Genomic DNA, 24,148 nt, shown 5'->3' with positions numbered 1-24,148 from the left:
TTTATGGCCCAGCGATGGCATTTGCGCACATCCACATCGCTCGGCCGAACAAAATCTTGCTCTGCTGACCTGCGATATGCATAAGCGACGGTGACCGCGGGAGGATTGATCATGGCTGGCGAAGCACCGCTCTGGGCACCGACGAAAGACCAGGTCGACGCGGCGCCGATGACCGCCTTTAAGACGGCCGCCGCGGCTGGAACCGGCAAGGGTTTTTCATCCTATGCCGATCTACACCGCTGGTCGATCGACGATCGCGAGGCATTCTGGAGCCTGGTCTGGGATTTTTGCGGGATCGTGGGCGACAAGGGCACCAGCGGGGGCGAGCGCGTGCTCGTCGATGGCGATAAGATGCCCGGCGCCGCGTTTTTTCCCGACGCGAAGCTGAACTTCGCCGAGAACCTCCTGAAGAAGACCGGCCCCAGTGACGCTATCGTCTTTCGCGGCGAGGACAAGGTCGAGCGCCGGCTCTCCTGGAATGAGCTGCATGCGCTGACCTCGCGGCTGCAGCAGCTTTTCCTGTCGCTTGGGGTGAAAAAGGGCGACCGCATCGCCGCCATGATGCCCAACATGCCGGAGACCGTCGCCGCCCTGCTGGCGACAGCCTCGATTGGCGCGGTCTGGTCGTCCTGCTCTCCAGATTTCGGCGAACAGGGCGTGCTGGACCGGTTCGGCCAGATCGAGCCTGTCGTCTTCATCGCGCCCGACGGCTATTGGTACAATGGCAAGGCGATCGAGGTCGCCGACAAGATCGCGGCCGTTGCGGCAAAGCTTCCCACCGTCCGCAAGGTCCTGATCGTCGACTATCTCGGCACTTCGAGCGATGTCGCGGCGACCGTCGAGAAGGCTGCGGCGCTGGACGAGGCACTCTCATCCTTCGCGGCCAAGGCGGTCGCTTTCGAACGGTTGCCGTTCGCGCATCCGCTCTACATCCTGTTTTCTTCCGGAACGACCGGCATCCCCAAATGCATCGTCCATTCGGCCGGCGGAACGCTGATCCAGCATGTCAAGGAAGAGCGGCTTCATGCCGGCCTGCTCGACGGCGACCGCTTCTTCTATTTCACCACCTGCGGCTGGATGATGTGGAACTGGCTGGTGTCCGGCCTCGCGTCGGGCGCAACCCTTCTGCTTTATGATGGCTCGCCCTTCTACCCCGACGGCAATGTGCTGTTCGATTTTGCCGACGCCGAGAAGATGACCTATTTCGGCACCTCGGCCAAATTCATCGATTCCGTGCGCAAGGCCGGCCTCAAACCGATCCGCACGCATGATCTTTCCACCGTGCGCACGATCTCCTCCACCGGCTCGCCACTGTCGCCGGAAGATTTTCGCTTCGTCTATGAGGGCATTAAGCACGACGTGCATCTCGCCTCGATCTCCGGCGGCACCGACATCGTATCCTGTTTCGTGCTCGGCGTGCCGACGGAACCGGTGTGGACCGGAGAGATCCAGGGACCCGGTCTCGGTCTCGCCGTCGATGTCTGGGACGACGATGGCCGCCCGCTCAGGCAGGAGAAGGGTGAGCTCGTCTGCACCAAGGCGTTTCCTGCTATGCCAATCGGTTTCTGGAACGATCCCGAAGGCAAGAAATACCACGCAGCCTATTTCGAGCGCTTCGACAATATCTGGTGCCACGGCGACTTCGCCGAATGGACCGCCCATGGCGGCCTGATCATCCATGGTCGCTCCGACGCGACGCTCAATCCGGGCGGTGTGCGGATCGGCACGGCGGAGATCTACAATCAGGTCGAGCAGATGCCGGAAATCCTGGAAGCGCTGTGCATCGGCCAGGATTTCGACAATGACGTGCGCGTTGTGCTGTTCGTGCGGCCGGCTGCCGGCGTTGAGCTCGACGCCGAGCTGGAAAAACGTATCCGGGCGAAAATCCGCAGCGGGGCGAGCCCGCGCCACGTTCCCGCCAGGATCGTCGCCGTCGCCGACATCCCACGCACCAAATCGGGCAAGATCACCGAACTCGCGGTGCGCGACATGGTGCATGGCCGCGCCGTCAAGAACAAGGAGGCGCTGGCCAATCCAGAAGCGCTCGAGCTGTTCCGCGATTTGCCGCAGCTTGCCGACTAAGCAAACAGAGCGGCGCCGCCATTCGGCTTGGTAGGCGCCGGTCGAGCATGGTTAACGAAATATCTCGCTCGAATTTACCTAGATTTCATGAGTGGTACACATTGGTAAATTTTCGGCGACGCCGGTAAGGTTTTGTTAAGGGCCGGCACCGATAGTCGTGCGTAACTTGAGGGAGAAATCCCGTTCCTCGAAATCCCCAGAGGATCTGAATTCGCTCAAGCCCCCGTTGTAACAGCAATCCCATCATTCAAGGCGTCCTGTTGGACGCCTTTTCTTTTAGATCAATCCGCGAGCACGCGGGTCGACGGAAAAGCGACTTCGACCAGAGTGCCCTCGCCGGGCGTCGAGTTGATGGTGAATCGAGCGCGGTTCGCCTCGACCATGGCCTTGGTCAGCGGCAGCCCGAGACCGGTGCCGTCGCCGCGCCCGCGCTTCAGCGCGTTGATCTGTTTGAACGGCTTCAGCGCTTGCTCGATCTCGGACTGGCTCATGCCGATGCCGGTGTCGCGCACCCGCATCACGACGTCGCCGGAGATCTCATAGGCGGTCGACACGATTACCTGGCCGCCGGCCTGCGTGTAGCGGATGGCATTCGACAGGATGTTCAGCGCGATCTGGCGCACGCTGCGCAGGTCGGCCACCACTTCCGGCAGCCGTGAGGCGAAGCTGGAGCGGATGATGACACGTTCGCGGTTGGCTTGCGGCTGCATCATCGCCACCGTCTCGGCCAGCGTGTCGTTGAGCGACACCGCCTCATAGGCCATCTCCTGCTGGCCGGCCTCGATCTTCGAGATGTCGAGCAGGTCGTTGACCAGGTCGAGCACGTGGTTGCCCGACCGGTTGATGTCGCGCAGATAGTCGCGGTAGCGGTCATTGGCGACCGGCCCGAATTTCTCGTCGACCATCAGCTCGGAAAACCCGATGATGGCGTTGAGCGGCGTGCGGATCTCGTGGCTGATGCGGGCGAGGAAGTCGGTCTTCTGCGAGGAGGCGCGCTCGGCCACGGCGCGCGCCTGGGTCAGATCTTCTTCGGCTCGCTTCCACTGGGTGATGTCGCGCACCACCGCGCAGAACCCGCTGTCGTTGGGCAGCCTGCCGATGGTCATGAACAGCGGGATGAAACGCCCCTGTGCCTCGCGTCCGATCACCTCGCGGCCGTCATTCATCACGCTCGCCACGCCGGGCTCGGACAGTCCGTCGAGATAGTCGCGTGCCGCGCGCTGGCTTTCGATCGCAAACAGCGAAAAGAAGGGTTTGCCGGTCACCTCATCGCTGTCAAAACCGAACAGCGCTTCCGCCGGGCGGCTGATCGAGCGGATCGTTCCGTCACGGCCGATCAGCACGACGCCGTCGGTCGCGGTGTCGATGATGGTGCGCATCTCGGCGATGCGCGCCTTGAGCTCGGAAACATCAGGCTGCGTCTGGTCGTCGGCGCCACCCTGCGGAATAGCCGCTGCCTCGTCGTCGCCGGAACGGCGCACGACCAGCATCAGCGCCTTGCCGCCACGCCACGGTACCGAGCGCAGAATAGCCTCGATCGGGAACTCCTGACCGTCATGCGTCTTCAACCGCAGCGCGTGATCGGTGCCATCGGAGGCGCTGTCGTCATAAGGATCGGCAAACAGCGCGCCGAGGCCACCTGCATCCTCCAGATCGTCGAGCGTGTCATAGCCGGTCAGGCTGAGGAATTCCTCATTCGCATAGTGAAGATCGTCACCGGAATGGATGAGCAGGGGCACCGGCAGCTTGCCGAGAATCGAAATGTCCGCAGCGTTGTTGTCGTCTGCGGTCGAAAAAGCCGATGGCACGAACCCTTCGAGCTTGAGCGACGGCACCTGCAGGCGCGGCCGCTCGACGGGCGCCGGCTCCATGTCACCGGCATGGCCGATGTCATCGGCTGACGAATCGGTTTCATCGTCATCGGACCGCGCCCAGTCCTCGCTGTCTTCTGCGTCACGGAAATCGGCAGCCGTCATGCTGTCGTCGTCTTCGGCGGCGATCGATCGACTGTCCGAGTCAGCGATTTCCTGCGTCGCCCTGTCCGGCTCTGCAACCGGCGCACCGCCGCTGTTGTCGGCGACATTATCCCGGTCGGCATAGTCGAGCAGCGAGCCTGAGATGTCGCGCACGGTTGATTCCGGCTGCTCGCCTTCGAGCCTTGCGACATCCTTCTCGTCTTCGCCATCGGTTTCGGTCGGTTCCGCCGCCGCCGGTTCTGCCGGCTTTGCAGCGTCGGGCTGTTCGGTCGGCGGATTGTCCTTCTTGAGCCGCTCGCCGATTTCACGGAATGCACTGCGTTCCAGCGTCGACAGGCCTTTGTCATTGGCCGGCTGCCTGTGCTCGGCCAACCGGATCACCTTGTCGGCAAAGCGCCGCTCCGGCTTCGGCACGATGGTCAGCGCCGGCACCTCGCCCTTGAATGGGTCGGTGTCCTCAGGCGTTTCGGCGACTTCCGGCTCGACGGCTGCGGGGGTTTCGGCATTAGGGACAAGCGCCATGCCGATCGCTTCCGGATCGACCACCGCATCGCTGGAGCGGGCCACGCCGAAACCACGAAAACCTTCGAAGGCACGGCTTCGGCTGTAGACAGGCAGCGCCGCCAGGTCGACGGGTATCTTGAAATCGGTGCCGGCAACCGGCCACAGCACCGAGCGGCCGGACCAGGTGTCGCGTCGATCGAGCAGGCCCGCGATCTCGCCGGACGCATCGAGGTCGAAGGTGGCCGCGACGTCCCTGAAGCGCCGGCCGATCACATCGGCGGCAGGCTTGCCGACGAGTTCCGCGAATTCCGGCGACAGGGCACTGAACCTGCCCTCGGCGTCGGTGCGCCAGACGAAACGCAGGGGCGCCGCCGCGCGGTCGGTCGGGGGGATGGCACGGTCGGCCGGGGAGGCGGCCCTGGTGGCATCCTGCGCGGTATTCTCCGCCGAAGCGTCCGACGCGGCCGGTGCCTCGACAGGCCCGGATGCGTTCGGTCGGCCCGGCTCTTGTGTCTCACCCTCGCTGGCGCTGAAATACCAATGGTCAAGCTGCGTGGGGGCTCCGCCGGCCGCAGGGCGGGCGCTATCGGCTGCTTCCGGGCTCTGCTCGGTCGCATCGGGCCCAGTCGCATCAGGTCCAGTCGAATCGAGTTGGGGCGAACTGGGAATGTCATGCTCCACCGACACCGAAGTGTCTTCGCCGGCTGCCGGAGCAGTCTCCGCCGGCGCGTTGTCCTGTTCTGCTTTTGGCTGGACTGCGACATCGGCCGCCGCCGCGCCACAGGTGCGCTCGCCAGCAGAGGCTTCTTCGGAGTCAAGCTGGTTCTCGTCGATCACCACCAGCAGGTGCCGCTCATCCGTCAGCCGGGCGAGACCGGCCGGATAGGAAATGGTGCCGCCTGGAACGAGGCGTTTGACGATGCGATCGCTCTCGTTCGCCACATCGGCCACGAGCGCTGCCAGCGTCTCGGGCAAGATGCCGAGCGCCGAAAAACCATCGGAAGCGGCCTCGATGTTGCCCTTGGCGTCGACGAAGGCGATGAAATGACCGTCTTCGGTAAAGCCGCTGATGGCCCGAGCGGCGATCTCGGCAGCGCTGCGCGAGCCGGTCTGTGCCGCCGGCACCGCCAGCATGATCGCGTTTTCGCCGTCAGGCATGGTCACGGCGCTGGCCAGAAAGCCAACCGCGCGGCTGGTTAGGCCGGTTGCCAGCCGCACCGTGATGGCGCGGTCGCGGCCGATCTGTGGAAAACCGCTTGTCGCCATGATCTGGCGCCGGGCGATCAGTGGCAGCCCTGTCGAGGCGCCGATGATGGCCTCGATGTCCGGGTAGCCGAACGCCGCCGCCCCTGGTCCGTTTGCCCAGATCACCTGTTCGAGATCTGCCGACAGAAGGGCGATCGCGTCGCCTGCGGCAAAGCGCTGGCGGACCGCGTCGAGCACGGCGACGTCGAGGAAGGAATAATTTTCGGACGGCATGCGCTTGGCGGACCCTCACGGAACGGGCAGTTTTTCCAGTTAACGTTTTGTTAATAAAAGCCGACGGCGCGAAGGTCCACAAGCCATAGCGTGCAACCGCTGGAATCTCTGGGCTCGTGGTTAACGCAGGGAAAGAATTTTATGGTGCACTGCAACAAGGATATTGCAATGCACAAAAATTGCCTTTATATTGCCATCATACATGAACGAGACGGCTTTCTGTCAAAGCCGCTGCCACTGCAAAGGATGGAAAATGTCCAGGACCAAGACTACTGAAACGATCGAAAACGTTGAATTCCCGAGCTTCGATGCTTCCAAGGCCACCGACCAGATCCGCGCTTTCGCCGAAAAGGGCGTCGAGCAGTCGAAAGAGGCCTATGCCAAGCTGAAGACCGGTGCGGAAGAGACCCAGAAGGCTCTGGAGTCGACCTTTGAGACCGCCAAGACCGTTTCCAACGACCTGTCGCTCAAGACCATCGCTGCTCTGCGCGCCAATACCGAAGCCGGCTTTTCGCATTTCGAAGCCCTGATCGGCGCCAAGTCGCTGTCGGAAGTCGTCGAGCTGCAGACCGCATTCCTGCGCAAGCGCGTCGAGATGGCCGTCGAGCAGGCAAAGGATTTCCAGACCGTCACCTCCAAGGCGGCCGAAGACGTCTCCAAGCCGATAAAGACCGCCTTCGAGAAGGCGATGAAGGAAATTAAGGCCGCCTAATATTTGCGCATATTTCGAAGATGCAACAAAAGGTCGCATTTCTTCGAATAGGATTATGTGAAATATAGTGGTCAAGCGAAATACCCGGTGGGTGGAACCTCCTCCCTCTGCTCTCCGGGGTGACCAGCCAGCACACCTCCTCCCGCTGGCTCGTAACAGGAAAAGGCCGGCACCTCCTCCCGCCGGCCTTTTTCTTTGCCCGGCGAAAAGGCGACGCCGTTGCCGGAGCGATCTTTGCCTACAGCACCGCGCGTCCTCTTGGAGGCGCACAGGACGGCGTAGAACTTTGGATTTTGCGCGTGATCCTTTCCGAAAATCGATTCTGATTTTCGGGGTCATGCGCGGCCAAAAGCCTTGAATTAAACTCCGATAGCCCGTATGGACGCATCGCCGAACGACAGAGCGGGTCCCGGAGAATGAACGGTCCATCTCGATCCCGCTCGGGCAAACGTGCCGTTGTAGCTCAGATGGTTAGAGCGCCGGATTGTGGATCCGGAGGTCGCTGGTTCGATCCCAGCCAACGGTACCATTGGCTTGTCGGTTAAATCACTGAATTTGTTAGGGCGGCTGCGCTGCCTATGTGTCAGCCGCAATCGTCGCCTTTAGCCACTGCGTGATGGCATCGAAAGCGATCGGTTTGGTCGTGTCGACGTCAAACAGCGGTCCGCGCCGCAGCGGCGCGGCACGCTTGGCCAGTTCGATCAGTTCGGGGATGTAGGCCGCGCCGGGATGGCCGGCGGGGCGCTGGTCGAGCCGTGCGCGATAGCGCTCGGCCAGAACCTCGCCGGGCGCGTGACACCAGATTTCGGCGGTCTGCTCGACGCCAGCCCTGCGCAGGTGATCCTCGAGCACCTGGCGCGGCTGGAAACCGAACCAGGCATCGACGATAACTGTGGTGCCCGCCGGAGCTTCGCCGACGATCGACCAGATCGCCTCGTAACTGGCGCGGCCGAGCGTGCGGTTGAATTCACGGTCGCCGCCGCCGAGCGCCTCGAGGAACGGGTTCTTGACCGTATCGAGCGTGAGCAACGGCCATCCCATCCGGTCGGCGATACCGCGCGAGACCGTGCTTTTGCCGCTGGCAGGGATGCCGTTGACCAGCACGGCGCGTCTGGTGGGCACGGCACGCCGGCCGGGATCGAGCCGAGCGGACGGCAGGGACACCGGCGACGCCTGCGTGACCGTCGCCTCAGCGGCGAGCGCTTGCAGACCGGCGCCAATGACGCCGGCGTCGTCGCCGAGTTGCGCCGGTTCCACCGGGCATTGGTACCAGGGAGCCAAAGCCGGGGCGTTGGCAAGTGCCCTGTGGGCCGCCAGGCCAAGTCCGCCGCCGAGCAGGACTAGATCGGGGGCGAACATGGCCACGGCCGAATCGATTGCGGCACGCAGCGGCCTGGCCCAGGCTTCGAGTATGCCGCGCGCCAGCGTGTCACCGCCCGCATCCCGGGCAAAAAGCTGATCGACCGAAACATCCGGACCGAGGCCTGCCCGCGCGATGTGACGGCCAAGCGCGGTGCCTGAGCTGGTGGTTTCAACGCAGCCGCGCCGGCCGCAGACGCACGCTTCGCCTGATATGTCGACAGTGATATGGCCGAGCTGCCCAGCCGTCCCCTTGCCGCGGACGATCTGCCGATCTAGAGCCACGGCACCACCAATGCCGGTCCCGATCGTGAACATGACGATGCTTTCACGGCCTCTGGCGGCGCCGAGAGCCATTTCCGCGACCAGTGCCATGTTGCAATCATTGTCGATCAAGACGGGCTTGCCTGCCAGGCTTTCCAGTCGTTGCGCCAGGGGGATCGAGGCGAGGTTGACGTAGCCTCCGGACAAGACCGCGCCAAGCCGGGCATCGACGCGTCCGGGGACGCCGATGCCGATGGCGGCAACTTCGGGAGAATCGAGCCGGCGCACCATTTCGGCGATCCGGGAGAGCACAAGCTCCGGATCCGGCGCGCTCTTCTCGGAAATACGATCGAGGATTTCGCCTGTGCCGGAAATACGGGCGGCGCGCAGATTGGTGCCGCCGATATCGATTCCTATGGCCATCGAACTAGAGCCTGTTCCATTTCGACTAAATCGAAATGGGGCTCTATCTTGCTGTTTGACCATGATCTTTTCCGAAAACCGGTCCCCACTTTTCGGGATCATGGTCTGAGGCATGACGTCCCGTGCGTGCCTGGTGTGAACGCCGAACGGCTAAGCGGCTTTCTGCCTGTAGTTTCCGATCACCGCCTGAAGCTCGCGCAATCTCGCCACAGCGATGGTCTTAAGCCTTTCCCGCTGAATGTCACGGTCAAGCGAGATGCAGTCCTTCCACAGCGACCGACCGGCGATGACACCTGATGCGCCGTTCTTCATCGCGATCTCGACCTGGCCCAGGAACGTTGCGTGGTTGACGCCGGCGGAGAGGACCGCCCATGGCACCTCGCCAGCCATGCTGCTGATCCTTGCGCAGGCTTCCGGCGTTCCGGGATAAGGAAGCTTGAGCACCTTTGCCCCGCATTCCAGCGAAATCCGGGTGCCCTCTTCGACTAGCCAGGGGATCTTGGCCGTATAGTCTTCAAGGCGTTCCCCTTCGACCTGATAGGTCAGGAACTCGACGACAAGCAGGAGGTCCTCTTGCGCGAAGTCGGCGATGCATTGGCGCAGAATGGCGACATTGTGCTCATTCGCCTCAGGCCTGTCAGCCCTGAGATAGACCATGATCTTGCCGCCGGTACCGCCGAGCTCGCGGACGCGGCGCGCGTCGATGTGGGGAACGAGGCGCGACAGGCGGTAGCCGGCGGGCGAGACGTCGAAGCCTGAGGCGTCGAGGCCGATGAGCAGCGCCGTATCGCGGTTCAGCACCCCTTCATCGACAACCCGCGGCACCGCGCAGAGCGGGTCGAGCAGCACGCAGGACGCCTGGCTGGCCAGGTATCGCGTGATGTCCGACTTGGTGTCGCCCAGCATGTCGTTGGTGATCTTGGCCTGTTCTGCAGGGTCCGACGCAAGCAAGGTACGCATGCCGCCGCGCTGGTCACAGGCGATGGCCATCATGGCCCCATCCTTGCCGCATATCTGCTGGTAGCCGCGCAACTCTGCGGTCGTCATCTTTGTCATGGTCTTCTGTCCGATGTTGGCGCCCATTCACCAGGGCGCAGATCCGTGGAACAAGAAAGGTTCAGTTTTTAACTGCCTCTCGGCAGCGAGTTTTTGCCGCTTTGATGCGCTATCGACCGAGAAATTTGGCCTTGGCCCGTGGAAACGGGCCCACATTGCGAGTCAGCCGAATTTGCGCGATAACTCCCATCCGTCGATGGGTCTGTAACACATTGCTGAAAGGAATTGCAAGCTGCCTGTCCCTCCCGCACAAGATGCAGCCGCCGCATCGCGGACGATGCTGCATACGGTCGCCAAACTGCACTACGAAGCGGAGATGTCGCAGGTCGATATCGCGCGGCGGCTTGGTGTCTCCACCGCGACCATATCGCGTCTTCTGCAGCGGGCGAGGGCAGAGGGCATCGTGCGGATCGAGGTTCTCGATCTTGCAACGCCCGAAGGCATCACCACGCAGCTGGTCGAAGGGCTGGGACTTCGCGACGCGGCAGTCATCGAAACACCAGCAGCCGGTGCGCTGACGGCGCTCGCCGCGCCGCTCGGCGCCTTGCTTAAGCAAGCGGAACTGACGGCCGGGTCGGTGGTCGCCATCGGCTGGGGGCGAGCCATTCGCGAGGTGATCCGGGCAGGCCTGCCGCGCATTCCCGGCGTTCTTACCGTCGCTGCCACCGGCGGCATGCAGCAGCAGGCGCCGCATTTTCAGATCAACGAGTTTGTGCGGCTTGCCGCCGAAGAGTTTGGCGGGACGCCGCATTTCATCCATGCGCCCTATCTGCCGTCCACCGAGTTGCGTGAGGTCTTCCTCGGCGATGCGGCCATCCGCGACAGCGTCGCGCTTTGGGACCGGACCGACGTTGCGATCGTCGGCATCGGCCTGCCCCATGCCATCAATCCGCCCGAGGCGAGCGCGGCCACGCTGAGCGAGCAAGCCCTGTTCCACGCGGCTGGAGACGTTATCAGGCATTATTTCGACGCCGAAGGTTCCCTTATCCCGTGGGAAGGGGAGAGCCGGATGATCGCTATGTCGCCGGCCCAGCTTCGAGCCGTCCCTCTGGTGATCGGTGTCGCCGCCTCGCCGGAGAAGGCGACCGCCATTATCGGTGCCGTCCGCGCCAGGCTTATCAATGCTCTGGTAACGGACACGAAGACTGCCCAGGCCATTCTCGAGGCTCTCTTGCCTCAATAGAGGCGGGCGCGCCGATCGGCACACCTGATCGATCCCAAACGTGGCTCGCCAGCCCATCGCCGTGAAATCATCAGTTGTGCCGTCAAAGCGTTGGGGCAATAGTCTGCGTAAGGGGCTCTGCGGAGCAGACAAATGTCGTCCGGTTTGAAAGCGTTTCCAGCCAGGAAATACCAGGTTGCAATTTCTTTCAGCAAAGTGTTACAACTTTGTGGCTAGGCACGCATGTGCGCCGAGCGGCGTTATTCCTTCGACCTTGCGGAGGCTAGGAACGGGACTGCGCGTATCAGGCTGGTCGGGTTTCGACTGGCTGATCTAACGACTGGGGGCGCTCGGGAGGAAGCTGCCCATAACAGCAAGCAGGCGAAACCCGTTTCTCGCCGCCAGCATTTCACGTAGCCGGAACGGATTGACGGCCATGTCGATGTCGATCGCAACGGCAAATCTGCCAACATTATGAGGAGGATGTTATGAAGAAGATTGTTGCCGCCCTTGCGGCTCTCGCCATCTGCGCAACGGCGCTGATCACGCCTGCTTTGGCGCAGGACAAGAAGTTCACCGTTGCTCTCGTCCCCGGCCTTACCACCGACGGCTTTTACATTACCATGCGCAAGGGAGCCCAGGCAGCGGCCGATGCCCTTGGCGTGACCCTGGTTTTCCAGGGCGCCCCGGATTTCAATCCGGTGACGCAAGTCCCCGTGCTTGACGCGGTCATCGCCAAGAAGCCGGACGCTATCCTGATTGCGCCGACCGACAAGGTTCAATTGGTCGAGCCGCTTCGCAAGGCCAATGATGCCGGCATCCCGGTGATCACCGTCGACACCTTCATCGGCAGCGGCGTCTATCAGACCGGTGCCGGCGAGGCGGATTTCCCGCTGTCCTATATCGCCTCGGACAACATTCTCGGCGGCGAGATCGCCGCCCGGGCATTGGCCAAGGCCATAGGCGACAAGGGCAAGGTCTACGTTTCGAACGTCAAGCCTGGCATTTCGACCACCGATCAGCGTGAAGAGGGCTTCAAGAAGGAGATGGCGGCCAATCATCCCGGCATCACCGTCCTCGAAACCCAGTTCAATGACAACGACGCCAACAAGGCCGCCTCGCAGCTGCAGGCTGTGTTCGCGCGCAACTCCGATCTCGTTGGCGTGTTCGGTGCAAACCTGTTCTCGGCGCTCGGCGCGGCGAATGGCGTCCAGCAAGCTGGGCAGACCGGCACCATCAAGGTCGTGGCGTTCGACGCGCCGACTAGCATCGTCGACAACATCAACACCGGCTTGGTGGACGTGGCGATTGCCCAGCATCCGGCTGAGATCGGCTATTTTGGTGTCGTTTCGGCCTATGCCCACCTGACCGGCCAGTCGATCCCGGTTGCGATCGGCACCGGCTTCACGATCATGGACAAGTCGAACATCGCCGATCCGAACATCTCAAAGTACCTCTATTCCGAATGAGTCCAAACCAGCTTGATCTCCTCCCGGCTTGCCGGGAGGAGATCTGCGCCGGGTCTCTGGGACCCCGTTGACGGAGGCCGCGCCGCGGATCGGATATATCAATGACCTCAACATCACCAATCGAGCAAAGCGAAACGCATGTCGCCCCTCAGGCCGACCATGGTGATCCGGCCAGGACCTGGCTCGGACACATCGCTGAAGGGCGCGCCTGGCTGTTTCTCGCCGGCCTGATCATCTGTTTCGAGGTTTGGTCGAGGCTCTCCTTCGGCGCGACCTTCGTGCTCAATCCGTTCAACGTGCAATCCATCGCGATATTTGCCGTGGCGCCGCTGCTGCTTGCGACCGGACAGACATTCGTAATCATTTCGGGAGGCATCGACCTCTCGCTGGGCTTCATCATGGGCCTTGCGGCCGTCGTTGCGGCCCACGCTACGAACATGGCGGGAGCCGTAATCCCGCTGCCACTGGCAATGCTGGCGGGTATTCTGGCGGCCGTGATTGTCGCAGGCTTGCCTGGTGTCATCAACGGCTTGCTGATCTCGCGCCTGAGAGTTCCGCCTTTTATCGGCACGCTCGGCATGTTCGGCGTGGCGCGCGGCGTTGCTTTCCTGTTGGCCGGCGGCACGACGGTGCCGGTCCAGAATTCCTGGTTCGCGCTGCTCGGCAACGGCAGGTTCTACGGCGTGCCTTATCTCGTCATCATCGCCGCCGTTTTCGTTGTCGTGATGCACTACATCCTGAGCCAGACCCGATTCGGTCAGCACAACTACGCTATCGGCGCCAATGTGCAGGCAGCGCGTCGTGCCGGCATCGACATCAGGGGCCATACCTTGCGTCTTTATGTGCTTTCGGCGATGTGCGCAGGCCTCGGTGGCGCGCTCTATGCAGCGCGCTTCACTGCGGGCGCGGCACAGGCTGGCGAGCCGTTGCTGCTCGACAGCGTCGCAGCTGTCGTGATCGGTGGCGCCAGCCTGTTCGGCGGATCCGGCACCATCTTCGGGACGGTCGCCGGAGCGCTGGTGATCGCGGTCATCCAATACGGACTGGTTTTCGTTAATGTCGAGCCGTTCTGGCAATTCATCGCCGTCGGCTTCGTCATCATCATTTCCGTTCTCATCGACCAGGCGCAGCGCCGGTTCAGTGGAGCCCGTCAGGATGAATAGCCCAGCCCAAACCACCCCCCTCTTGGAAGTCCGGAACCTTTCCAAGCACTTCGGCGCCGTCCGCGCGCTCAACGATTTCTCCATGGTCGTGCGGCCGGGCGAAGTGGTGGCCCTGGCGGGCGACAACGGCGCCGGCAAGACGACGCTGATCAAGGCGATATCGGGCGTCTTTCAGCCGACGGGCGGTGAAATTCTGCTGAGGGGTCAGCCGGTGACGTTTGCGACGCCGCATGAGGCGCGCGAAAAAGGCATCGAAACCATCTATCAGGATCTCGCTCTCGCCGACAATTTGTCCATCGGCGCCAATATCTTTCTCGGCCGTGAACCCATGCGCAAGGCCTTCGGCTTCCTGCCGGTGCTCGATCGCAAGGCCATGGCGGTTGCCGCCAAGCAGACCATGGGCCGGCTGGATTTCCATGTCAGTCGGCTCGACGCCCCGGTCAGCAATTTCTCCGGCGGTCAGCGGCAGGCCGTTGCCATCGGCCGGGCCGTCTATTGGGACGCGCAGATCCTGATCATGGACGAACCGACTGCGGCCCTCGGCGTTCCCGAACAGCGCAAGGTCATCTCGCTCATCCACCAGCTCAAGGCGCAAGGCCGAGGCGTGATCTTCATCTCGCACAATCTGCAGGACATTTTCGCCGTTTCCGACCGCATCGTCGTGCTGCGCCGGGGCGTTCAGGCCGGCGAGCGCAAGATCTCGGAAACCAACCATGACGAAGTCGTCAAGCTCATGGTTGGCGGATAGGCCGAACTTTTCGACTGCTGAAACAACGCACTTCCCGAGCAAATCAGCTTTCCGGGTGGCGAGCCGGCCAAGCCGGCAATTCTCCGGCGAGAAGCGACCGCGACAGGATCGCTGGCACAGCTACCGCGCCTAGCCGCTCAGCATCTCAATGCGCCCGGTCGATTTCCGGCGAAATATGCTCGCTCCCAACGATGACAAAATGCCATCCAGAGACGCTCGGCGCAGTGGAAATAAGCAGGATGGCGAGCAGAGTCGACATTGAATGAGGATGTCACTATATAGCGGCGGCTTTGGCCGCGTATCCTAGGGTTGCGCAGCGAACGGCGCCGCAAACGTGCTACGTATTGTGACACCTATTGTCATACAAATTGACTGGAATACCGGAAAAAAGCAAGTAGAAACAATGGCGCGATCCGGGACTTGATCCCAGCCAACGGTGCCAATCTCCCAAGAAAATAGAATCTCCTCAAGAATTAGAATGTGCTCCTTGAACCTTCGATTTCCTTCAGCTCTGTGGAGCTTGGGCAAGATCGGCTTGCCGGGTGACGACGACTCGGTTGGAATGGGAGCGTGCATCTTTCCGGGGATACCGGCGTTTATGATTACCAACCGGCGCAGCCGCCAGGGAACAGCAGTATGAGTGAACACGCGATCGAGTTCTTGCAGGAATGGATCGGCGAAAAGGTCCACTGCCACGCCTCGCCGGACAGGATCGAGAAGCAAGCCGAGACCCTCGCCAGGGAATGTGCCGCCAAGGCGGCTGAGGCCGGCATACCGCTGGAGGATATCCAGGAAGAGGTCGGCGATATCAAGGAGCTTATAGCGTCGAAGCTGGAAGAGGCGGCTGAGGCCGACCAGGACGAAAAGAATTCGGACAAGCCTGCCGGGTGATCTGCCGACCCGGCGAAAGGCCGGGGAAAGCATTATTGACCCGGCTCAACCATATGCAAGAGCGGTGCGGCGCGTGTGACGCGCCAGGCAGTCTTACGTCCCCTGACGACTTGCATCGAATCTGCCCTCGAGCCATGCCTTCGGCAGCGCCGGCACGAAATTGCCGTCGCGCCCGGTCATGTCGTCATTGGCGACCAGCGCATTGAGGATCGCTTCCTCCACGCCTTGGATCACGGCGTCGAAGAACGGATCGATCTCGCTATCCGGGACAAAATCGGCGCTGGCGATGCGGCCTGACGGCGCCAATGCCGCCTCGCGGTTGGCGGTCGAAAAGCCCAGGAAAATATCGCCCGAGCTATGATAGCCGAAGCCGCCGGTCATGGCGACGCCGAGCGGCACCCGGCGGGCCAGCCGCTTCACTTGATGCGGCAGGAACGGCGCATCGGTGGCGACGACCCCGATGATAGAACCCTTCTCGGCGCGCGGCGTGCTTTCGCGGATCGCCGGTTCCACGAGATCGGGCCCGGCGCGCAGGCCGCGAATGGTAAAATTGCTCCGCTTGCCGAAATTCGCCTGCACGAACGCACCGACCGTGTAGCGCTGGTCTTGCCATTCGACGATGCGCGATGCCGTGCCGGAGCCGGCCTTGAAACCGAAGGCGATCATGCCGGTGCCGCCGCCGACGCTGCCTTCCTCGATCGATCCGCTGGTCGCGCCATCGAGCGCCGCAGCAACATGCTCGACCCTGAGATGGTGGCCGTTGATGTCGTTCAGGAAGCCGTCGTAGGTTTCCGCCGCCACCGGCAGGCCCCAGGCGCTGTCGAGCGCGGCCGGCAGCACGCGCTGCATCCAGTGCAGCGTCGCGTCGCGTGAAACGCCGCAGGAGTGCGTGTTGGTGATGGTGATCGGGAAATTGAAGGCACCCGTCTCCTCGATGATGTGCGAGCCGGTCAATTCGCCATTGCCGTTCTGGCTGAAGATCCCGGCAAAGACCGGCGTGGCGAGATCTGCGTGCGGTCTGGGCAGGATAGCGGTCACGCCGGTGCGCACCGGTCCCTGGCCGACCACCAGCGCACCATCGCCCGAAATCAGCGTCGAATAACCGACTGCAACGCCAGGCACATCGGTGATGGCGTTGAACGGTCCGGGCGTGCCGTCAAAACTTATGCCGAAGGCTCTCGCGCGCGGCTTGCCGGAAGGCGTCGTGATGATTGTTGGTCATTGCCATTCAGAAAGTCATGCGCGCTCAGAATTCATGGGCGCTCGGAAATAATGGCCACTCAAAACAGAGAGCCTTGATTGCCAGGCTCCTTGGCTTTGGCGGCCGGCTTTGCAATTGTTTTCGACCGTGCGGCACCGCTGGTCGCAACCGCATCGGCGGTTCCGTCGGCGAACTCCAGCGAAAGTGCCATGCCCGACGTCACTTCCGCCGCTTGCTTGATCACCGCACCGTCGGCGTCTTTCACCAAGGCAAAGCCCCGCGCCAGCACCGCCTTATGCGACAGCGTCGCCAGCAGCCGGTCGGCCTGGGTCAGTTTCCCGCGCAAGCGTTCGAGCCGCACCGAAATCATCCGGTCCTGTCGCCGCGACAGTGCCGCCAAGATATCTACCTGCAATTTCTGCCGCCTTGCGATCGGCGCGGGCGACAGCCGTGCGGCGGCGCGCGAAAACCGCGTTCGCCGCTCGCGCACGATGGCGAAGAACGCCGCTTGCGCGCGGGCGAGATCGCGGCCGGCCAATGTACGGGCCTCGTTCATGCGTCGCGACAGAGTGGCCGGCGTCAGCCGCTGTGCCTGAAGCCTAGCTCGCTTGCGTTGGACGCTGACGGACAGCGCCCGGCCAAGCCGGCTCGTCGCCTCGTCGAAGCGCCGGCGCGGCAGCGCCAGCAACTGGTCGGGCGAAGGCAGTGCACGGGCGGCGGCACGGACCGCCTGGCGCTTGCGTTCGAAATTGCGCGATACCGCGGTCTTGAGCCGCGCACCAAGGCCGGCAAGCGTCACTTCGAGGTCGGCGCGCACGGGCACGGCGATCTCGGCGGCACCCGTCGGTGTCGGCGCCCGCACATCCGCCGCCAGGTCGATCAGCGTCCAGTCCGTTTCATGGCCGACAGCGGAGATCACCGGAATACGCGAGGCGGCGACGGCACGAGCCAGCGCCTCGTCATTGAACCCCCAAAGATCCTCGAGGCTGCCGCCGCCGCGCGCCACGATCAACAGGTCGGGCTGCGGGATGACGCCATCGTGCGCCAGCGCGTTGAAGCCGTTGACGGCGGCGGTCACTTCCTTGGCCGTCGTCTCGCCCTGCACCCGCACCGGCCAGACGAGCACATGCAGCGGAAACCGGTCCTTGATCCGGTGGATGATGTCACGAATGACCGAGCCGGTCGGCGAGGTGACGACGCCGATGACGCACGGCATGAACGGCAGCAAGCGCTTGCGGCCGGCATCGAACAGGCCTTCGGCCTGCAGCCGGCGCTTGCGCTCTTCCAGCAGCGCCATCAGCGCCCCGGCGCCGGCCGGCTCCAGATTGTCGATGACGATCTGGTAGTTGGACTTTCCGGGATAGGTGGTGAGCTTGCCGGTGGCGATCACCTCCATGCCCTCTTCGGGGCGAAATTTCAGTCGGCCCATCGTGCCCTTCCACACCACGGCGTCGAGCCGCGCGCGGTCGTCCTTCAGGCAGAAATAAGCATGACCGGAGGAATGCGGCCCGCGATAGCCGGATATTTCGCCACGCACCCGCACATTGCCGAAGACGTCCTCAACCGTGCGCTTCAGCGCGCCGGAAATCTCGCTCACCGTGTATTCGGTGGCGTTGGTGCGTGATTCGGATGCTGCGTCGCTCATTGGCCGATTGGGGGGCGGTTGTGCGTCCGCGTCAAGCCGTAGGTGCTCAGCGCCGACCCCGGGTCCTTCACCAGCCCGGCAAGATCTGGTTCGGCTTGTTCCGCTTCATCTTCGAAAAGGCGAGTGCGGCGAAGTCGAAGGTTCCCGTCTCTTCGCCGAGCGGCACGGAAATATTATCGAGGCTTTCCGAAATGTGACGGGTTAGCGCGTCGACGATCTCCGGCCGCGACGTCTGGCCGCGCATGATGCCTATGCGGCAATCGGGCAGGGCGCCGAACCCGTCGGCGTCGCCCAAAACTCGCATGCCGGGCCGCAGCGCACATTCCGGCAGCACCGAGATCGCCAGGCCGGAAAGCACCGCAGCTGTGATGACGGTGGCCGAGAAGCTGGTGAACAGGATGCGGTAGTCGCGGTTCTGCCGGTCGAGCACGTCGACGGCAGCCCGCCGCCAGATGCAGTTCGGCCGCCCGAAAGCCATCGGCAATGTGTCCTGCTCATGTGTCGCGTGGTTGGCCGAAGTGACCCACAGCAGCGGTTCGCGCCGCACCACTTCCGACTGGCCGTGCGCGTCATTGTGCGTCACCAGCGCCAGATCGAGATTGCCGCGCTTGATATGGTCGACCAGCCCGGGTGTTGGCTCGCAGATGACCGTCAGCTCGACACGTGGATTGGAACGGGCGAAGCGGGCCATGATCTCGGGCAGGAAGCGATCGGCATAGTCGTCCGGCGTGCCGATGCGGATCGTGCCTTCGAGCCGCCGGTCGTCGAAGGCGGCCAGCGTTTCCCGATTGAGGAACAGCAGCCGTCTTGCGTAGGAGAGCAGCCTGTCGCCATCTTCGGTCAGCCTGTTGGTGCGCCCGTCCTTTTCGAACAGCGGCTTGCCGATCCGTTCTTCCAGCCGGCGCATCTGCATGGACACCGCCGACTGCGTCCGATGCACCTCTTCCGCCGCGCGGGTAAAGCTGCCGGTGTCGACGATCGAGACGAAGGTCTGCAACTGATCGAGATCGAGTGGCGCTTTCATCGGTCCAATCCATCATTAGTGTTGATGCTAAAGATTAGAAACATTCGTTGGATTAATCAATCAAGCGGTGGCAGATTCAGCATTGTCCACATCAAGGCAGTGCATGTCGCCTAAGTGGTCACCGTTTTTGGGACGACGACGTGCATCTTCTACGTGGATCGGGACCGGAACGGCCGCTGTTGCCAGCGCCGATCGCCCCGTTTCGTCCGTTCAAATATGAAGGAGGCTGATATGGCTACGTTAGACTTCGCCACCGAGACTTCGCGCATCACGTCGCGTCCGGCTATTGCGACGCGCGCGGCCAATGCCATTTCCAACGTCTACCGCGCCTGGAAAAACCGCCGCGCTTTCTATCGCCTTGGCGAGATGTCGGACTCCGAACTCGCCGACATCGGCTTGACGCGCGCCGATCTCCACGTCGCCATCGACGTACCGTTTGGCCGCGATCCGACCGAAAGGCTACGCGTCATCGCGACCGATCGCATGGACACGATCGAGGATCTTGCCCGCAAGGTGGCCTAAGGGGGGCGCGCTGTAGGATTTCGCAGGCGCCCACTCCCTGCCGGTTCCCCGCCTGCACACTGCCCGGCCCTCTCGAGGGCTGGGCATTTTCTTTTTGGGCGGCGCTGACCTGATGTTGGCCTACCGCCGATCCATGCCTCGCTTGAACTGATCGAAGATCGATTCCATGCCCTTCTGGTAATCGTCGCGCTGCTGCGCGCCTGTCTCGAACATCTTGCCGAACAAGTCGTCGAACGGATTCTGTGGCCTGCCGCTTGGGCTGGCCTGCGGCTGCGGCGCCTGGCGCTGCTGGGGCGCCTGACGCGGCTGCGGCTGAGACTGCTGCGCGCCACCGCCGAACATATCCTGCAGCACCTTGCCGAGCGGATTGTCGCCGCCATAGGGATTGGGTGCCTGCTGCGGCTGGGTCTGCTGCGGCTGCTGCGTGCCGCCGCCGAACATATCCTGCAGCACCTTGCCAAGTGGATTGTCGCCACTGGGGTTTTGCGTCTGCTGTGGCTGGCCTTGCGGCTGCTGCGCGCCGCCGCCGAACATGTCTTGCAGCACCTTGCCGAGCGGATTGTCGCCATAGGGGTTCTGCGTTTGTTGGGGTTGCGGCTGCTGCGCGCCACCGCCGAACATGTCCTGCAGCACTTTGCCAAGCGGATTGTCGGCTGGGCTTGCAGGCTGCGGCGCCTGGCGCTGCTGTGGTGCCGGCGCCTGTGCGCCTCCACCGGCCTGCCGCATCATCTGCTCGATGATCTCGCCGAGCGGATTGCTGCCGCCGCCGAATCCGCCTGCTGCCTGCATCTGATTTGTGGTCTGCTTGAACAGGCCGCCCATCACCATCGAAGCCACCGCCGGCAGCATCTGCTGCAAAACCTGCTGGCTGACGCCGCTCGCCTGCGCAGCCTGGCTGGCAACGGCGCGGGACAGGTCCTTGGAGCCGAACAGATGCCCCAGAATGCCATTGCCTTCATCGACGCCCTGCGGCGAGAAAGCCCGGCTCGCGTCCTCGAAATACTTGGCGTGCTGGCCGCTGGCCATTGCCGTCATGAACGAGCCGAGCCCGTAAGGGTCGGACGTGTTGCGCTTCAGCCCCTGTGAAAAGGCCGGCAGCAGCGCCTCGACCGCCGATTGCGTTTGCTGCTGCGAAAGCCCGAACTGTTGGGCCAGGGCCTGCATGCCGTTGCCGTTCTGCGCCTGCGTCAGAATGTCGAACAAGGAAGGCATTGGTTTCTCCTCGAAAATCCGCGCCTGCAGAAACCTAGACCGTTTCCCACGTTTGTTGAAGGGGCACCGCAAGCGTGCGTGCTCCATCGCCTTACGGAACTTCAAACATCCTGAATGAAGTTCTGACATCGGTGTGCACGGGTGCCCTCCGACATGGCGGATCTGAGGCTCCTGTCACGCCATCAGCGTCAGGTGGTCATTGCGTCTTGCTCCGGGCTCCGAAACGATGCGAGAACGAAAAGGAGGGCAACCCGGTATTTGATCGAGCCGACCATGCATCATGATTACTTTGCCGAAAAGTCCTTCTCGCATGACTGGACATCTACGCATATCCCGAAATGGCAGCGCTTGTTCAAGGCTATCAAGAACAGAGATCTTGAAATACTTGAGATAGGCTCGTTCGAGGGTCTGTCGGCTGTGTTTTTCCTTTCGTTTTTCAAACGGTCGAAGATTTGCTGTGTCGACACATTCGCCGGGAGCAAGGAACACGTGACGAGCGGTTCTGAGTATGAAGCGGATATGAGTTCCGTCGAATCAAGGTTCGACAAGAATCTCGCTCCCTTCGGAAGCAGGCTGGAGAAGCTCAAGGGACTATCGATCGAAATCCTGCCGAAGCTTCGTCGTGAAGGCCGGAGATTCGGGCTGGTCTATGTCGACGGCGACCACCAAGCCGCCAGCAGCTTTGCCGATGCGTCGCTGGCCTGGCAGATTCTGGAAACGGGCGGCATCATGATTCTGGACGACTATGTCTGGATGCCGGATCGACCTGCCGCGGATCGGCCGCAGGCTGGCATCGATGCGTTCCTTGGGTCGATAGAAGGCCAGTTCGAGGAGCTGCGGCGAGGTTATCAGATCATTATTCGCAAGACGCCATCGCAAGCCCGCCTGGCCGGTTCGGATTTGTTCGGATCTCGGCCGCAGGAAATCATGACTGGCGGGGCCGTCGAATTGACCTTGGCGGGGCGTCTCCGTGCAGCTTTAAAGAAATTCGGGAAACGTTAAGTCGCCTCCTCCGACATAAACCCTTAATACGCATATTCCATGAACACCGGCTCGATCGAGCCGCCCCAGCGCGTATGATAGGCGGAGAGCAGCTCTTCGGCGCTCGTGGTGCCGCGTGCGACGACTTCGTCCAGTGTGCTGAGGAACGAAGTTTCGTCGTAGCCGTCGCGGTTCTTGCGGCCGCGGTTCTTCAGCCCCATGCGCGAGATGACGAGCACGTCGCGGGCGATCTCGCGCAGTGTCGTGTTGCGGAACGGCGCCGAAATGCCCCGCTCCGGCACGGCGTTGCGCATCGCCAGCACTTCTTCATAGCTCCAGCTCGAGGTCAGCGCCTCGGCCGCGTCGAGCGCCGCCGCATCATAGAGCAGCCCGACCCAGAAGGCCGGCAGCGCGCAGATGCGCCGCCACGGTCCGCCATCGGCGCCGCGCATTTCAAGGAAACGCTTCAATCGCACGTCGGGAAACAGCGTCGACAGATGGTTCGCCCAATCGCCCATCGTCGGCAGCCCGTCGGGGATCTCGTTGCGGGCCGCGCCTGCCATGAACTGGCGGAAGGTGACGTGCGTCATGTCGTGGTAGTGGCCGTCGCGGATGACGAAGTACATCGGCACGTCGAGCGCCCATCCGACATAGTCGGCGAAGCCGAAGTCGGGCGAGAAGCAGAATTCGAGCAGGCCCGAGCGCTGGTTGTCGGTGTCGCGCCAGATGTCGCCGCGCCAGCTCTGGAATCCGTTGGGCCGACCCTCGGTGAAGGGCGAGTTGGCGAACAGCGCCGTCGACAGCGGCTGCAGCTTCAGTGACACCTGCATCTTGCGGCGCATGTCGGCCTCGCTCTCGAAGTCGAGATTCACCTGGATGGTGCAGGTGCGGTACATCATGTCGAGGCCTTTGGTGCCGACCTTGGGCATGTAGCGCGTCATGATCTCGTAGCGCGATTTCGGCATTTTCGGCGTCTCGGCCAGCGACCATTTCGGGCTGCCGCCGAGGCCGAGGAAGCGGATGCCCATCGGCTCGGCGATCTCGCGCACCTGTGCCAGATGTGCATTGCCTTCGCGGCAGGTCTGGTGGATTGTCTCCAGCGGCGCGCCGGACAGCTCGAACTGGCCGCCGGGCTCCAGCGAGATCGCGCCCTGGCCGGTCGGCTCGACCAGGCCAATGATGCGACCGGCATCCATGATCGGATCCCAGCCGAGTTTCTCCTGCATGCCTTCGAGAATGGCGCGGATGCCGCGCTCGCCGCCATAGGGCACCGGCGCATTGCCGTCGACATAGAACGGGAATTTCTCGTGTTCGGTGCCGATGCGCCATTTGTCGCGCGGTTTGTTGCCTTCGGCCAGATGCTCGACAAGCTCGTCGACGCCTTCGATGGGCCGGAAATCGGTTGTGTCGCGCGCCATTACAAGTCCTCTGTAGGCGGCCGGACGACCGCCGGCGCTAGATGGACGAAATGTCAGTAGACGATCAAGCGAAAAATCCTGAGCCACAGGGTAACTGGGATTAATCACCAATCCCCGACCGTCGCCTGTATCACCGCCAGTGCCGCCACCGCAGCCGTATCGGCGCGCAAGATGCGCGGACCGAGCGGGATGGCGGTTACGAAAGGCAGCGCCCTCAGCATCCGTCGTTCCTCGTCGGAAAACCCGCCTTCAGGCCCGACCAGCAGCCCGAATTTCTTCTCCCGCACCGCTTGCAGCGCGGGCAGAGGATTGTTGGTCGAGGCATCCTCGTCGCAGAAGATCAACCGCCGCTCCTTGTCCCAGCCGGTCAGCAGGCGTTCGAACTTTTCCGCTTCGCGCACGTCCGGCACCGCCAGGATGCCGCATTGTTCGGCAGCCTCGACGACATTGGCGCGCAGGCGCTCGATGCCGGGCTTTGCCACTTGCGTGTGCTGGGTGATGACCGGCTGCAGGACGCCGGCGCCCATCTCGACCGCCTTCTGCACCAGATAATCGACCCGTCCCTGTTTCAATGGCGCAAAGCAATAGACGAGATCGGGCAGCGGCGGCTGCGGCCGCTGCAAGGTAAGCACCTTCAGGCGTACCGCCTTCTTGGATCTGGCGGCGATTGCCGCCGACCATTCGCCGTCACGGCCGTTGAACAACAGGATTTCGGCGCCCTCGCCGAGCCGCAGCACATGCATCAGGTAGTGGCCCTGCTGCGGGCTCGCCTCGAACTCGATATCCGGTCCGAGGTCGTCCGGCACGAACAGCCGCTGCATCTTGTAATTGGCGCGCATCGCTGAGGAATGGGCGAG

Annotated in this window: 18 protein-coding genes and 1 tRNA gene; 10 read left to right on the top strand and 9 right to left on the bottom strand. The window is 62.7% G+C overall.

Annotated features, from left to right (window positions below; all coding sequences use genetic code 11):
* The first annotated feature begins 111 nt into the window (after nucleotides 1–111).
* On the top strand, nucleotides 112–2,082 hold the full coding sequence (locus EN885_RS16285; protein ID WP_128242811.1) for an acetoacetate--CoA ligase: 1,971 nt from the start codon (nucleotides 112–114) through the stop codon (nucleotides 2,080–2,082).
* Between the two features lie 281 nt (nucleotides 2,083–2,363).
* On the opposite strand, the gene EN885_RS16280 is transcribed toward EN885_RS16285, so the two are convergent.
* Nucleotides 2,364–6,041, bottom strand: a complete 3,678-nt coding sequence (locus EN885_RS16280) for a PAS domain S-box protein (protein ID WP_128242810.1) — start codon at nucleotides 6,039–6,041, stop codon at nucleotides 2,364–2,366.
* Between the two features lie 253 nt (nucleotides 6,042–6,294).
* On the opposite strand from EN885_RS16280, the gene EN885_RS16275 reads away from it, so the two are divergent.
* Nucleotides 6,295–6,753: a phasin gene (locus EN885_RS16275; RefSeq protein WP_128242809.1), complete on the top strand. Its 459-nt coding sequence runs from the start codon at nucleotides 6,295–6,297 to the stop codon at nucleotides 6,751–6,753.
* 452 nt (nucleotides 6,754–7,205) lie between these two features.
* A tRNA-His gene (locus EN885_RS16270) sits at nucleotides 7,206–7,282 on the top strand.
* Nucleotides 7,283–7,329: 47 nt separating this feature from the next.
* On the opposite strand, the gene EN885_RS16265 is transcribed toward EN885_RS16270, so the two are convergent.
* A complete protein-coding gene (locus tag EN885_RS16265; protein ID WP_095483554.1) occupies nucleotides 7,330–8,799 on the bottom strand; it encodes an ROK family protein in 1,470 nt (489 codons plus the stop codon).
* Between the two features lie 150 nt (nucleotides 8,800–8,949).
* A complete protein-coding gene (locus EN885_RS16260; RefSeq protein ID WP_128242808.1) occupies nucleotides 8,950–9,855 on the bottom strand; it encodes a tagatose-bisphosphate aldolase in 906 nt (301 codons plus the stop codon).
* Between the two features lie 277 nt (nucleotides 9,856–10,132).
* Between EN885_RS16260 and EN885_RS16255 the strand changes: the two genes are divergently transcribed.
* The 5 genes from EN885_RS16255 (at nucleotide 10,133) to EN885_RS16235 (ending at nucleotide 15,288) form a co-directional block, all read left to right on the top strand.
* Nucleotides 10,133–11,038: a sugar-binding domain-containing protein gene (locus EN885_RS16255; protein WP_095483555.1), complete on the top strand. Its 906-nt coding sequence runs from the start codon at nucleotides 10,133–10,135 to the stop codon at nucleotides 11,036–11,038.
* Between the two features lie 467 nt (nucleotides 11,039–11,505).
* Nucleotides 11,506–12,486 (top strand): ABC transporter substrate-binding protein, encoded by a 981-nt coding sequence (locus EN885_RS16250; RefSeq protein WP_095483556.1) that lies wholly within the window; start codon nucleotides 11,506–11,508, stop codon nucleotides 12,484–12,486.
* Between the two features lie 101 nt (nucleotides 12,487–12,587).
* Nucleotides 12,588–13,649 (top strand): ribose ABC transporter, encoded by a 1,062-nt coding sequence (locus tag EN885_RS16245; RefSeq protein ID WP_128242807.1) that lies wholly within the window; start codon nucleotides 12,588–12,590, stop codon nucleotides 13,647–13,649.
* Entirely contained in the window at nucleotides 13,642–14,397 is a 756-nt protein-coding gene (locus EN885_RS16240) for an ATP-binding cassette domain-containing protein (RefSeq protein ID WP_127289236.1), read from the top strand. Before EN885_RS16245 ends, EN885_RS16240 begins: the two co-directional genes overlap by 8 nt.
* A gap of 636 nt (nucleotides 14,398–15,033) precedes the next feature.
* The gene (locus EN885_RS16235; RefSeq protein ID WP_095483559.1) at nucleotides 15,034–15,288 is read left to right on the top strand and encodes a DUF768 domain-containing protein; all 255 of its coding nucleotides are present in this window, start codon (nucleotides 15,034–15,036) and stop codon (nucleotides 15,286–15,288) included.
* Nucleotides 15,289–15,381: 93 nt separating this feature from the next.
* Here EN885_RS16235 and EN885_RS16230 read toward each other — a convergent pair whose 3' ends face one another.
* The 3 genes from EN885_RS16230 to EN885_RS16220 all read right to left on the bottom strand — a co-directional run bounded on the left by EN885_RS16230 (nucleotide 15,382) and on the right by EN885_RS16220 (nucleotide 19,158).
* Nucleotides 15,382–16,500, bottom strand: coding sequence for a P1 family peptidase (locus EN885_RS16230; protein ID WP_128242806.1), 1,119 nt, complete (start codon nucleotides 16,498–16,500; stop codon nucleotides 15,382–15,384).
* A gap of 68 nt (nucleotides 16,501–16,568) precedes the next feature.
* Nucleotides 16,569–18,134: an exodeoxyribonuclease VII large subunit gene (gene xseA / locus EN885_RS16225; protein ID WP_128242805.1), complete on the bottom strand. Its 1,566-nt coding sequence runs from the start codon at nucleotides 18,132–18,134 to the stop codon at nucleotides 16,569–16,571.
* 67 nt (nucleotides 18,135–18,201) lie between these two features.
* Complete coding sequence (locus tag EN885_RS16220; protein ID WP_128242804.1) at nucleotides 18,202–19,158, bottom strand: LysR substrate-binding domain-containing protein; 957 nt, start codon at nucleotides 19,156–19,158, stop codon at nucleotides 18,202–18,204.
* A gap of 231 nt (nucleotides 19,159–19,389) precedes the next feature.
* Here EN885_RS16220 and EN885_RS16215 point away from each other — a divergent pair, with 231 nt between their 5' ends.
* On the top strand, nucleotides 19,390–19,680 hold the full coding sequence (locus EN885_RS16215; RefSeq protein ID WP_128242803.1) for a DUF1127 domain-containing protein: 291 nt from the start codon (nucleotides 19,390–19,392) through the stop codon (nucleotides 19,678–19,680).
* A 120-nt stretch (nucleotides 19,681–19,800) separates the two neighbouring features.
* On the opposite strand, the gene EN885_RS16210 is transcribed toward EN885_RS16215, so the two are convergent.
* The gene (locus tag EN885_RS16210; RefSeq protein WP_128242802.1) at nucleotides 19,801–20,892 is read right to left on the bottom strand and encodes a DUF937 domain-containing protein; all 1,092 of its coding nucleotides are present in this window, start codon (nucleotides 20,890–20,892) and stop codon (nucleotides 19,801–19,803) included.
* Nucleotides 20,893–21,150: 258 nt separating this feature from the next.
* On the opposite strand from EN885_RS16210, the gene EN885_RS16205 reads away from it, so the two are divergent.
* The gene (locus EN885_RS16205; protein WP_164897859.1) at nucleotides 21,151–21,894 is read left to right on the top strand and encodes a class I SAM-dependent methyltransferase; all 744 of its coding nucleotides are present in this window, start codon (nucleotides 21,151–21,153) and stop codon (nucleotides 21,892–21,894) included.
* A gap of 23 nt (nucleotides 21,895–21,917) precedes the next feature.
* On the opposite strand, the gene EN885_RS16200 is transcribed toward EN885_RS16205, so the two are convergent.
* Entirely contained in the window at nucleotides 21,918–23,291 is a 1,374-nt protein-coding gene (locus EN885_RS16200; protein ID WP_127289246.1) for a glutamate--cysteine ligase, read from the bottom strand.
* A gap of 104 nt (nucleotides 23,292–23,395) precedes the next feature.
* Nucleotides 23,396–24,130, bottom strand: a complete 735-nt coding sequence (locus EN885_RS16195) for a 16S rRNA (uracil(1498)-N(3))-methyltransferase (RefSeq protein WP_126103632.1) — start codon at nucleotides 24,128–24,130, stop codon at nucleotides 23,396–23,398.
* Nucleotides 24,131–24,148: the final 18 nt, after the last annotated feature.

Source organism: Mesorhizobium sp. M6A.T.Cr.TU.014.01.1.1, from assembly GCF_004022765.1.
Taxonomy (GTDB): Bacteria; Pseudomonadota; Alphaproteobacteria; order Rhizobiales; family Rhizobiaceae; genus Mesorhizobium; species Mesorhizobium mediterraneum.
The sequence above is the reverse complement of the archived record's forward strand: the minus strand, read 5'-3'. Positions and strand labels throughout refer to the sequence as shown.